Annotated in this window: 12 protein-coding genes; all 12 read right to left on the reverse strand. The window is 29.6% G+C overall.

Features of this window, described 5'->3' with window-relative positions:
• Positions 1-12: 12 nt before the first annotated feature.
• The 12 genes from G594_RS0108755 to G594_RS0108810 all read right to left on the reverse strand — a co-directional run bounded on the left by G594_RS0108755 (position 13) and on the right by G594_RS0108810 (position 12,760).
• Positions 13-555, reverse strand: a complete 543-nt coding sequence (locus tag G594_RS0108755; protein ID WP_027098246.1) for a lytic transglycosylase domain-containing protein — start codon at positions 553-555, stop codon at positions 13-15.
• Between the two features lie 16 nt (positions 556-571).
• Positions 572-1,168: a dephospho-CoA kinase gene (gene coaE, locus G594_RS0108760; RefSeq protein ID WP_027098247.1), complete on the reverse strand. Its 597-nt coding sequence runs from the start codon at positions 1,166-1,168 to the stop codon at positions 572-574.
• 13 nt (positions 1,169-1,181) lie between these two features.
• Positions 1,182-3,788: a DNA polymerase I gene (gene polA / locus G594_RS0108765; RefSeq protein ID WP_027098248.1), complete on the reverse strand. Its 2,607-nt coding sequence runs from the start codon at positions 3,786-3,788 to the stop codon at positions 1,182-1,184.
• A gap of 141 nt (positions 3,789-3,929) precedes the next feature.
• Positions 3,930-4,847, reverse strand: coding sequence for a glutaminase A (gene glsA, locus G594_RS0108770; RefSeq protein WP_027098249.1), 918 nt, complete (start codon positions 4,845-4,847; stop codon positions 3,930-3,932).
• Positions 4,848-4,964: 117 nt separating this feature from the next.
• On the reverse strand, positions 4,965-5,669 hold the full coding sequence (locus G594_RS0108775) for a DUF3284 domain-containing protein (protein ID WP_027098250.1): 705 nt from the start codon (positions 5,667-5,669) through the stop codon (positions 4,965-4,967).
• Positions 5,670-5,778: 109 nt separating this feature from the next.
• Positions 5,779-7,134 carry a PTS sugar transporter subunit IIC gene (locus G594_RS0108780; protein WP_049179270.1) on the reverse strand — a complete coding sequence of 452 codons (1,356 nt, stop codon included), beginning with the start codon at positions 7,132-7,134 and terminating at the stop codon, positions 5,779-5,781.
• Between the two features lie 199 nt (positions 7,135-7,333).
• Positions 7,334-7,642, reverse strand: a complete 309-nt coding sequence (locus G594_RS0108785) for a hypothetical protein (RefSeq protein ID WP_027098252.1) — start codon at positions 7,640-7,642, stop codon at positions 7,334-7,336.
• Between the two features lie 24 nt (positions 7,643-7,666).
• Complete coding sequence (locus G594_RS0108790; RefSeq protein WP_027098253.1) at positions 7,667-7,978, reverse strand: hypothetical protein; 312 nt, start codon at positions 7,976-7,978, stop codon at positions 7,667-7,669.
• A gap of 1,098 nt (positions 7,979-9,076) precedes the next feature.
• Positions 9,077-10,273 (reverse strand): NADP-dependent isocitrate dehydrogenase, encoded by a 1,197-nt coding sequence (locus tag G594_RS0108795; RefSeq protein ID WP_027098254.1) that lies wholly within the window; start codon positions 10,271-10,273, stop codon positions 9,077-9,079.
• Between the two features lie 179 nt (positions 10,274-10,452).
• A complete protein-coding gene (locus G594_RS0108800; RefSeq protein ID WP_027098255.1) occupies positions 10,453-11,427 on the reverse strand; it encodes a TDT family transporter in 975 nt (324 codons plus the stop codon).
• Between the two features lie 111 nt (positions 11,428-11,538).
• The gene (locus tag G594_RS0108805; RefSeq protein ID WP_027098256.1) at positions 11,539-12,414 is read right to left on the reverse strand and encodes a LysR family transcriptional regulator; all 876 of its coding nucleotides are present in this window, start codon (positions 12,412-12,414) and stop codon (positions 11,539-11,541) included.
• Between the two features lie 73 nt (positions 12,415-12,487).
• The gene (locus tag G594_RS0108810; protein ID WP_027098257.1) at positions 12,488-12,760 is read right to left on the reverse strand and encodes a hypothetical protein; all 273 of its coding nucleotides are present in this window, start codon (positions 12,758-12,760) and stop codon (positions 12,488-12,490) included.
• Positions 12,761-12,814 lie beyond the last annotated feature (54 nt).

Raw genomic sequence — 12,814 nt, forward strand, 5'->3', positions numbered from 1 at the left:
CCCCTATATAATCTATTCATATATTGCCTTATATATTTTGTAATATGAATTTACCCTATCCACATACTTTTTTGTTTCTTTAAACGGTATATAATCTAAGATCTTACCATCTTTTGAATACTCCTCGTTATTTAACCACTTGTTTACATTTCCTCTCCCTGCATTATAAGCTGCAATATAATTATCTAGTACTCCAAACTCAGTTCTTAAGTTATCTAAGTACCAACATCCCATCATTATACTATAATCTTCATCATACAACTTACTTCTATCATAATCCTCAAGTCCCATTTGTATTGCTATCCAATCTGCTGTATCTCCTGTAATTTGCATTAACCCAATAGCACCTTTATGTGATTCAGCATCAGCTTTAAATTTACTCTCTGCCTTAATTACTGCTAATACTAGATATGGATCCAAATTATATTCTTCTGAGTACTTAACAATTGCTTCTTTATGCTTAAAAGGAAATAAATATGTCTTCAATACGAATTCTCCACTAAAATAAACTGCTACTATTACCACTAATATTATAATTAATCTTTTAAGCTTCATTCTTACTCCCTCGATATTATATTATTTTTAAGAATTTAACCAGCTCATCTACCTGATTCTTAGTTTTTACTAACTCTCCATTATTATCAATAAGTATATTGGCATACTTTTTCTTTTCTTCTATTGGCATTTGAGCATTAATTCTACTTATGGCATCATTATTCGAAAGCTTATCTCTTGTTTTTACTCTTTGAACCTGAGTTGTATTATCTGCCCAAACTAAAATTACATAATCCATATCTTCATGAAGATTATTTTCAATTAAAGTTGGTGCATCCAGTATTACTAAACTAACACCATTTTGCTCGTATCTTTCAAAGGCCAAGTTAATTTCTTTCTTTATATATGGAATTATTATATTTTCATATTTAACTCTTAATTTAGGAAATCTAAAAATGTGGTTTCCAAACTCTTTTCTTCTAAATTCCCCTCTCCAATCGAAAAAACCTTCACCAAATTCTATTCTTACCTTATCTAATATTTCGGGATATTGTATTAGTACTTGCCTTGCTACTAAATCTGCATCTAGCACTTTAAAACCTGATGCTATAAGCATTCTAGACACAGTACTTTTTCCTGTACCTATCCCACCAGTAAGCCCTATCTTCAACATTTTCTATGCCCCCTTACTTAGCTTCATACCAAGTGTGACCTTCATTTACATCTACCTCCATAGGTACATGTAACTTAACTGCGTTCTCCATCTCATCTTTAACTAGTTTTCTTACTATTTCTTCTTCTTCTGGCTTTACATTAAGAATAAGTTCATCGTGAACCTGTAAAATCAGTTTACTCTTTAGTTTTTCCTCTCTTAGCCTATTATATACGTTAACCATAGCTATCTTTATAATATCTGCTGCACTTCCTTGAATTGGAGCATTCATAGCTAATCTTTCTCCAAGAGCTTTTACGATTTTATTAGAAGACTTTATTTCTGGTATGAATCTTCTTCTATTTAATATTGTTAAAACAAATCCCTCTTCTTTAGCTTTACTAACAATCTCTTCTAAATATGACTTAATCTTAGGATATCTTTCAAAATAAATATCCATATACTCTCCTGCCTCTTTCTTAGTTATCTTTAAATCTTGTGCAAGAGAAAAATCACTAATTCCATAAACAATACCAAAGTTAACTGCTTTTGCTCTACTTCTCATAAGTGATGTAACTTCTTCAACTGGTACATTAAATACCTCAGAAGCAGTCTTTCTATGAATATCACTATGATGCTTAAATGCATCAATCATATTCTCATCATTAGACATATGAGCTAAAACTCTTAATTCAATTTGAGAATAATCGCATGAAAGTAGGGTATCATTACTTCCTTCTGGAATAAAGACTTTTCTTATCTCTCTTCCCATTTCATATTTAATAGGAATATTTTGAAGATTAGGTTCTGTACTTGATAATCTTCCTGTTGTCGTTACTAATTGATTAAAACTTGAATGTATTTTACCATCTTCATCTATTACATTTTGAAGCCCTTCTACATAGGTAGAATTCAACTTTGTTATTTGTCTGTAATAAATAATTTTTGGTATTATTTCATGTTTATCTGATAATTTTTCTAATACCTCTGCATTAGTTGAATATCCTGTCTTAGTTTTCTTAATAACAGGTAAATCCATCTTTTCAAATAGTATTTTTCCTAATTGCTTAGGAGAATTTATATTAAATTCCTCTTCTGCAAGTTCATAAATTTCTTTTTGAGTTCTATCTATTTCTTCTCTAAACTTTATTTGAAGATCCTTAAGCATATTATGGTCTATATTAAAGCCTTCCTTTTCCATAGCTGACAAAACATATACAAGTGGAAGTTCCACTTTATAATAAAGCTCTTCCATCTTATCATCTTCTATCCTACCCTTAAGTTCAGTATATAACTCATCTAGATATGACGCCAATTTTGCTTCAATCTCTTCAGCTGTTCCCTTTGGATCTTCTCCTAAATACTCATTAACTAATGTATTTAAATTATATTCACCTTTAGATGAATCTATTATATAAGCAGCTATAGCAGTGTCGAACTCTAATCCCTTAAGCTCTATATTGTGCTTGCTTAAAATTGTAATTAAGTTCTTACAGTTATGGATAACCTTCTTTACCTTATCATTTTCCATAAAAGCCTTAATTATATTTAATGCCTCTTCTTTATTCTCTAAATAAATATCATTAAGTAAAATTTCACTTACACTACCTTTAACACCAATAAACATCTTATTTACTTCTATCTTTGAGTATAAAGATGAATCAAATGTATTATAAGATATATATACCTTCTCATTGCATGAAGCTAATAATTTCTTTAATTCTTCTATAGTAGCTACTTTGCTTATTAGTGTACTATCTTCCTTTTCTTCATCAGAATCTATTCCAAGTTTTGAAACTAATGATTTCATCTGTAACTTAAATAGATACTTCTTAAGCTTCTCCCTATCATAACCATCTTTGTTTTTTATATCTTTAAGACTTATATCTATAGGAACCTCTGTCATTATAGTAGCTAGCTTTTTTGAAAATATTGCTTGCTCACTATATGTAGTTAAGTTTTCCTTTAATTTTTTACCACTAATTTCATCAATATTACTTAATACACCTTCAACTGATCCATATGTCTGAATAAGTTTAAATGCAGTTTTCTCTCCAATACCTGGAACTCCTGGTATATTATCAGACTTATCTCCCATAAGCCCTTTTACATCTATAAATTGAGTTGGAGTCACTCCAAATTCATCTATAAATGCCTTTTCATTATATACAGCAGTTTCACTAACACCCTTTTTAGTTATTACTACATTTGTGTGTTCTGATGCTAATTGAAGAGCATCCTTATCTCCAGTAACTATAAAGCTTTCAATATTATTTTTCTCTGATAGTCTTGAAACTGTACCTATAATATCATCTGCTTCAAACCCATCAATCTCATATATATTAATTCCCATAAGAGTTAATAACTCTTTTATTATAGGAAACTGCTCTGCAAGTTCAGGCGGCATTTTTTTTCTACCAGATTTATAATCTTCATACTCTTTATGTCTAAATGTAGGTGCTTTCTTATCAAAAGCAGCAACTATATAGTCTGGTTTAATCTCCTCTTGCATCTTAAATAACATATTTGTAAACCCATATATTGCATTTGTATGAACACCCTCACTATTCGTTAAAGGAGGTAGTGCATAAAAGGCCCTATTCATAAGGGAGTTAGAATCTAAAATTAATATCTTTTCCATATTTTCCTCCAATTCAATAATAGCCTGCTATCTATAGCAGGCTACTATATTTATCCATAGAATAATTATACTATTATTCTAATTTAAAATCATTATACATTTATAAAACTCCCCAAAAAACTCTAGATTAATTCAATACAACTAAAAGATACTTAAATCTAGTTCTTCCGACAAATCTTTTAATACATGTATACCAGCTAAACTATTCCCTTTCTTATCTAAAGCAGGACCGTACACTCCAATACCCATTCTTCTAGGAACAGTAGCTAATATACCTCCCCCTACTCCACTTTTTGCAGGTATACCAATATGAACTGCAAATTCTCCTGATGCATCATACATTCCACAAGTAACCATTATAGTCTTAACTATTCTACAAGTTTCTCTAGACATCAATCTTTCACCATTCCATGGTGTTACACCATCATTTGCTAGAACTGATCCAAACATAGCTAAATCAATTGCATTTGCTTCTATTGAACATTGTCTAAAATATAATTCTAAAATTTCTTCTACATCACCTTGAAGCATTCCATTGCTTTTCATAAAATATGCTAAAGCCCTATTTCTATCACCAGTTCTTCTTTCAGAAACATAAACTTCTTCATTAATTGAAATATTCGGATTATTTGTTGCTTTTCTCATAAACTTAATTATTCTTTCAAGCTTATCCTCCCCATCTTCTCCATAAATTAATGAGGTTGTAGCTATAGCACCTGCATTAATCATGGGATTGTATGGTCTTTTTTTATCCTTTGTTTCTAAATTCACTATACTATTAAAACCATCGCCAGTAGGCTCCACATCTACTCTCTTAAATACATTTGTTCTTCCATTATCTCCAAGGGCTAAAATCAAACTTACCACTTTAGAAATACTCTGTATTGTAAAGTTCTTTTCACACTGTCCTGCATAATACTTTCTTCCTTCTACATCTACTATAGCAACCCCTAAATCATTAGGATTAGCTTCAAGCAATGCTGGTATATAAGACGCTAACTGTCCATCATTTCCATATTTTTTGTTTTTTTCTACTAGTGTTTCAAGTAACTTAAACACATAAACACCCCATTTTCTTTTGTTCTATGATTTTTAATTATATTACTTTACTTTTCTTCATACAAGAAAAAAACTCGCAAAAGCGAGTTTTTTTATAAATCATCATTATATTTAAATTTAATTATTTTCACCTTCATTTGTAGCTGTTTCATCAACTACAACTTCTTCATTTACATACTCTATATTTTGAGATTTTGCTTCTGCTTCCTTAGCAGCTTTCTCTGCTTGTTCTGCTGCTACTTTAGCTTCAGCAATTGCCTTTGCAGCTGCCATCTTAGCTGCTTGTGCTTCTTCCTTAGCTTTTTTAGCCGCTTCTTTAGCTTTCTTAGCTTCAGCTTTTGCCTTTATTTTTGCTTCTTCATCTGCTCTAGATTTAGAGTTCTTCTCAATATTGCTTCTATATCTTTCCAACTCCTCTTCTAATCTTTCTACAAAATATATAAATCTTTTTCTTACTCTTCCTTTAAATAAAACTGATTGAACTAATGTATTAAACCAAGGAAAAATACCTGGTTTCTCATCCTCTTCTATTAGTGTAAGTCGTGTAGTATTTTCATCTATCACTTCAAACTCATATGTAGATGTATATTTAACACTTCCATTAGTGCTTACAATTTGATATAACTCATTTTTTACAAATCCAGTTATCTCAACTTCCATAGTTGTAGCCCCTGCAGAGTATGCCCCTACCTTTTTATTTACCTTACATCCAACTGGATTCTCTTCATTAAATCTTGGGAAGTCTCTTTTTGCTGTTCTTATAAATAACTTGAATACTTCTTCTACTGGATAACTTAATTCCACTGAATTTGAAAAGGCCATATAATTCCCATCCTTTCATAAATACAATATGCATTTATTATAACTTATAAAGAATGCATAAGCCAAGGGCTTATGCATTCAAATTTAAATATTTACTTAAAACTCATTCTTAAGCTTGTTCAGAATCTCCCATTCTGTTTGCAGCTATAACGAATGGTGTCCAAATTACAACTGAAAGTACTAATAATGCTGCTGCAAGGATTGCTGCCTTAAAATCACCAGCAGTTCCGAAGAATGCAGAGATTATTGGTGGAGTTGTCCATGGTAACTCAACACATAAGTAGTTAGCAAACTTAATCTTTTCTGTAAATACCCAAGCTATTGCTAAACATATTGGTGGAGTTATGATAAATGGAACAAAATAAGTAGCATTTAATACGATTGGTAAACCAAAGATAACTGGTTCGTTAATTTGGAATATACCAGGTGCAATTGCTATTTTAGCTAATTCTTTAGCTTCTTGTCTCTTAGAGAATATGAATATAGCAATTATTAAAGCTAACGTACACCCTGACCCACCTGGTTGAGCGTAAACGTCAACGAAGTTTCTAGTTAATGCATATATAGGTTCTTTACCTTGAGCAACTGCATTTACGTTGTCAAGTAAAGCTGTCTTATACATAGTATTTAATGCAGGATCTACCATGTTTGAACCGTGTAAACCACAGAACCATAGTAATTGAGCAATAAATATTAAGAAGATATAAGTGAATGGAGATTGTCCAAGTGCCATCATTGGCTTTTGAACTACTTCTAACATCCAATCAACAAATGGTGTCTTAACAGCTTGTGCGAATATTTCAGCTATAATACCGAAAATAACTAATGTTAATCCTCCTGGAACTACAGCAGCGAATGCTTTTGATACTGCTGGTGGCACTTGTTCTGGCATCTTAATAACCCATCCCTTCTTAGTGAAGGTAACGAATAATTGAGCTGCTACTAAACCAACTAACATTGCTGAGAACATAGCATTTGATCCTAATTGACCAACTGGCATTAATCCCCATGCACCTTCTGTAAAAGTACCATCTTCTGCTTTTGAAAATACACCCATAGCTGTTTGTGGGAATATTGTGAACCAAGATGCTAAAGCTATTAAAGCTGCACCTATTCCATCCATTTCATTTGACTTAGCTAATGAATAAGCTACACCTAATAATATAAATATTGATAAAATTGCTGAAGTACCAAACCAAATATCCCCCATCACTGGAATTGCATATTTTTGTAGAATTGGTTGTACTGATTCATGATATGCGTCAATCTTGTTTAAGTATTGACCTACAAATGAAGTTTCATTAAAGAAAACGTTATTCATCATTGATGCTAATGCACCTGTCATTGATACTGTAAGAGAAGTAATGAAACCATCCCTAATAGCAATCAAGTGTTTTTGTCCACCGATGAATGACGCTACTGGCATTAGATATTTTTCTAATGCTGCTGAAATTTTGTCCATCATTTTTTTGTTCCCCCCTAATAATAATTTAATTTTAATAAATTTATATGAATGTTTCTATACTTTAAAAAACCTTGTGCCTCAGATTTTTTAATATATACAAACATACAAAGCTAAATTATGCTTGTCCATTGTAAACCTTATCTTAAAAGAGATCATATTTTTATAATATATTTATTAACTTTACATCTAAAATAGAACTCTAAATCGTTTCTTCTAAATATATATTATTTTTACTAAAAGCAAATAACCAATGAAATATATATTTAAATCCCTTTAAGTTACTCCCACAACTTAATCTTAATGTTTTCTTAGGCTCTATATTAACTATTTTGGTTGGACTCTTTGTCCCCATTACTTGAATATACATTTCATGTTGTCCAACTGACAAAGAAATAACTTTTCTTTTATTGTTTTTTATGTTATTTACCTCTTTGCCATCTATAATAATCTTGAACTCTTGAGAACTGTATAACTCATGGTAATCTCTAGTTATCAAGATTTCTCCCATATTCTCACCTTTTTCTTAAATATATTAAACTATATATTTTTCAACATCAGGCATAAACTTTTCTACTCTCTTTAAACCAAAATCTGCAGGTTTAATAACTATATATGGAGTATTTTTAGATTCTAAAGTTGATTTTATTTGAGCTTCTACCAAAACTACTTCTGGAGAAATAATTGCCACTTTAACATCTCCACCTTCTATAACATCTAAATACTCTTTATCATTTGCATAAATCCATTCTATAGGAAGATTATTTTTCTTTGTATAATCATCCATAAACCTTTCAAAGGATTTTGATTGTCCTGTTCCCTTACAAATTACTAAAACCTTATTCATTCCCTTCAGTTCCCCCTGTTACCTTTAAACTAAATCTCTTAATACTATATTTTATTAAATAAAATAACAAAGTATTCAACCACGTATGTAAGTTTATTGTATACAAAACAAATATTAAGTTTTGTTATCATTTACATAGTAACACAATTTTCCTCATTTGTATATACCTTTAAGTTTTTTATTTGTAATATCTTTCTATATATACATTTATCCAAATATATATTACCAAATAAATATCACAATCATATTTTATACGATTTTTCTCTAAATGTAAACATTTTTATTATATAATTTGTAAGTTTTTTGTATATTGTATTTTTTATATAGAAATTCTACTTACATTCATTTATTCTATTATTTAGAAACTGTAAGTGTTTTAGTATTTACGAAAGATAGGTGTTTTATGAATATACCTAACTTCAAATAAAATAACAGAGTATAATGTAAAAATACTTCAGATATCTAATCTACACTGTAAGTCTTTCGGAAAAATCAGCACACCCTACTAGACAAAACAGAAAATAAGATGGACGAACTAATAAAAAAAAACTACAACAACTCTTGTATGCTAGTAAATGAATTGACTGATAAATCTCCTACCTATTATCTAACTAAAAATCATGAATGTTATGGTAACTATGCTAAATAAATAAAAGAAGAGCTTTCATCTTTAGACTTAATATTCTTATACAATTAAAGTTCTCATACAAATATAAAAAATATATCCATTAGTATTTGCAGAATTAATGATAATTACTCTTATAATTCTAAAAGCATACTTAAATTTTTAACCTTCAATATAAAAGATTCCCTCATTAACATTCTAGTTCAGAGACCTGAATACTTTAACCAACACTCAAATTATAATACATTTTCAATTTAGGCTATTTAATAATCATGAGTTAGTAGTTCTAGAAATCTCAAGCAAATTAAAATTTTATAATTTCCTTATATAGTAAAAAACATCAAGTTATATTTATATATTTATATATTGTTATATTCTTAAGTTCTTATATTTATATATTAGTTTGCTAATGACTTTATTTGAATATATTAAAAACATAAAAACGAAACTACCTCGGTAGTTTCGTTTTTATATTATAATCTTTCTCTTATAGATTTAATAAACTCTTCACTATTAACAGCCTTAACATTTTCCATTGAGGCTAGTGAAGCTAAATCTTTTGTCATTATACCTTCTTCTATTGTTTGTATAGATGCTTTTTCTAACTTATCAGCAAAATCCATAAGTTCTTTATTCCCATCAAGCTCTCCACGCTTTCTTAAAGCGCCAGACCAAGCAAATATAGTTGCCATTGAATTTGTTGAAGTTTCTTCACCTTTTAAATGTTTATAATAATGCCTTTGAACAGTTCCATGAGCTGCTTCATACTCATAATTTCCTTCTGGAGAAACTAATACTGAAGTCATCATAGCTAATGATCCAAAAGCAGTAGCAACCATATCACTCATTACATCTCCATCATAATTCTTACAAGCCCATATCATCCCGCCTTCCGACTTAACTACTCTTGCAACAGCATCATCTATTAATGTATAGAAATATTCTATACCAACTTCATAAAACTTATTTTTGTATTCCTTATCAAATATTTCTTGGAATATATCCTTAAATGTGTGATCATATTTTTTTGAAATAGTATCTTTAGTGGCAAACCATAAATCTTGCTTTGTATCTAATGCAAAATTAAAACAACTTCTTGCAAAACTTTCAATAGATTTGTCTAAGTTGTGCATTCCTAAAACCACACCTGCTCCATCAAAGTTATGAATTAATTCTCTTTTTTCTTTCCCATCTTCAGATGTAAAAACAAGCTCACACTTTCCTTTTCCTTCCACCTTCATTTCAACATCCCTATATATATCACCATAAGCATGTCTTGCAATTGTAATTGGCTTCTTCCAATTTCTAACGTATGGCTTAATAGGATCTACTATTATTGGAGCCCTAAATACTGTACCGTCCAATATTGCCCTAATTGTACCATTTGGGCTCTTCCACATTTCTTTTAAATCATATTCCTTCATTCTTGCAGCATTAGGTGTTATTGTTGCACACTTAACACCAACCCCATATTTTTTAATAGCATTAGCTGCATCAATTGTAACTTGATCATTAGTGGCATTTCTATATTCAAGCCCTAAATCATAATACTCTGTCTTTAAATCAACAAAAGGAATTATTAATTCATCCTTTATCATGCCCCAAAGGATTCTAGTCATTTCATCTCCATCCATTTCAACCAATGGAGTTGTCATTTTTACTTTCGCCATCATTTTGCCCCCTTTTAAATTAAAACTTTCATTTTATAGCAATATTATACATTACATACACTTTAATAGCAATTAAAATGAAATTATGATTTCTTGAAACTTCATTTTATTAAATCCGAAAATTAATTTAGAATAATCAAAAAGAGAAATCACATAATAATTTCTCTTCTTACTTTTAACTATTCTATTGCATCTTGCATGGTTAATTTTTGGAATAGTAGATTAAACAAATTGTAAAGGACAAACCCAATCACTGAGGTAGCAATAAATAATTCTACAACTCCAATTCCTTCAAACAAATGCGCTAAAGTTGCATTTACAGTCAAGAAATACATACTAATTTTAAAAGTTGCAAGTGTTGTTGCTGCTAACGGAAAGGTTAAACTTGCAAAACCTGCATTAAACTTCTCTTTTAAGCATTTAGGAATTTGAACATAAGAATATAAGGTTATAGAGAATACTATCACTGCCATTAACCCTACAAAATTTCTATTGTAATTTGTAAACACTGTTAAATAACTTATTATTACCAAACTAGGTGGTGCTGCCATAATAACTACTGTAGGATATATTTGCTTTTCGATATCCCCCTTATACAATCTGTATATCATAAAAGGTAATATAAAAAAATATGTTGTTGTACCCCAATAGAAGATAACTTTAGTTAACATAGTTTCATTCATTCCTGTACTACTTACACACGCCACTAGACTTCCTACAAAGGGAATAAAAAAACTAGGCACAAAGGTATTAAAATTAAAATTCTTTATTAAATGTTTATAAATAGCTATAATTGAGATCACACTATAAATTACAATCCCAAAAAGCCACATTGTCTTACCTAATGTATAACTAAACTTTAAATAGTAGTTACCTAAAATCATAATTAACATACCAAATGTAGGGAAGACACTTGCCAGTACTGGCAATTCTAATTCTTTCTTTACTGTTTTAGGGTAAAAAAACAGTTTAAGTAATGCAAACAAAGCCACTATTGCTGCCATGTTCATAAATATATCCTTTAAGAAAGTCAACTCTCTTAAAGCAAATATATTAGATAATGTTGTTGCTCCAACTGATGTTGCAACTGCTCCTATTGGCAGATTATCATGAACACTTCTAAAATTTTTAATAAATGTATTTTTATCTATCATAGCATTCCTCCTAATGATTAATAGCTTTCTGTAGTCTCATTTGTTGCTTTTAGTATACTACTGAAATATTCAAAAGGTAAAATACTTAAATTTGATATATACCATAGGTTTTTACTTATTAATAAATTTTATAAACTCTTTCATATTGTTGTTCATAAACTTATCCTTATGTATTATAAGAATAAGTTCTCTGTTTATATTGCCACAATCCATTCTTAAAGTCTTTAATTCACCTTTTTCAACTTTATCTTCTAAACATCTTTTAGAGATACAACCTACTCCTAAATTAGCTTCTACGCTTTTCTTTATAGCTTCTGTATTTCCAAGTTCCATAAAAATTCTATAATCTATATTTTTTTCTAAAAAGAAACTCTCAACAATTTCTCTAGTGCCGCTACCAAACTCTCTCATTATTAACTTTTCCTTTTTAAGTTCTTTAGGAGTTATAATGCCTTTATCTCCTAAAGGATGTTTAGCACTAGTTATAAATACAATTTCATCCTTCCATACTGGAATCTTATTTATTTCTTCAGATATTATCCTACCTTCTACAAAAGCAAAATCCACCTTATTCTCTAGAATTAGCTTTTCTATATTTGTAGTATTTTCTATTATTAAAGAAATTTCAATTCCTTTATGCACCTCAACAAACTCCTTTAATATATCAGGAAGAATATATGTACCTATTGTTGTACTAGCTCCTATTTTTATTTTTCCCTTTTCTTGATTAGTTATTTCATTGACTTTTTCAGTTGCTTCCTCATATAAGTTAAGAATTCTTCGCACATAATTAAGACAAACTTCTCCTTCATTTGTTAAGTAAATTCTTTTACCTATTCTATCAAATAATCTTGCACCTATCTCCTCTTCAAACTCATGAATAGCTTGACTTACAGATGGTTGACTTATGTATAGTTCCTTTGCTACCTTGGTCATATTTAAACTAGTTGCTGTTGCATAAAAAATTTTTAATTTTCTTATATTCATATAAATTTCCCCTTTTAATACTAATTAAACTCAAAAAAGGATGGCTGTTCAAACCATCCCTATGTTTATCTATTTATTTGTCTACATCTTCAAAATCTACATCTATAGCATTACTTGTATCTACAGAATCATCAACATATACTTCATAATTATTATTTGTTGATTCATTACTACTTCTCTTACTCTTTTTAGAATTAAAATATCCTACAACCTTAGTAACTACATAAATTGCCGCTCCACCTACTAAAAGATATGGAAGTATTGAAAAGAATAAATTAATAACAACTGAAAATATTAAAACACCCAATGCTATATACATTATTGTTCTCAATGTACCTTTGTTCATAATTTTACCTCATAATAATTATTATTTTCTTTTGCTAATCCTATTATACAATTA

This window comes from Clostridium paraputrificum AGR2156 (genome assembly GCF_000424025.1).
Classification (GTDB): Bacteria; Bacillota; Clostridia; order Clostridiales; family Clostridiaceae; genus Clostridium; species Clostridium paraputrificum.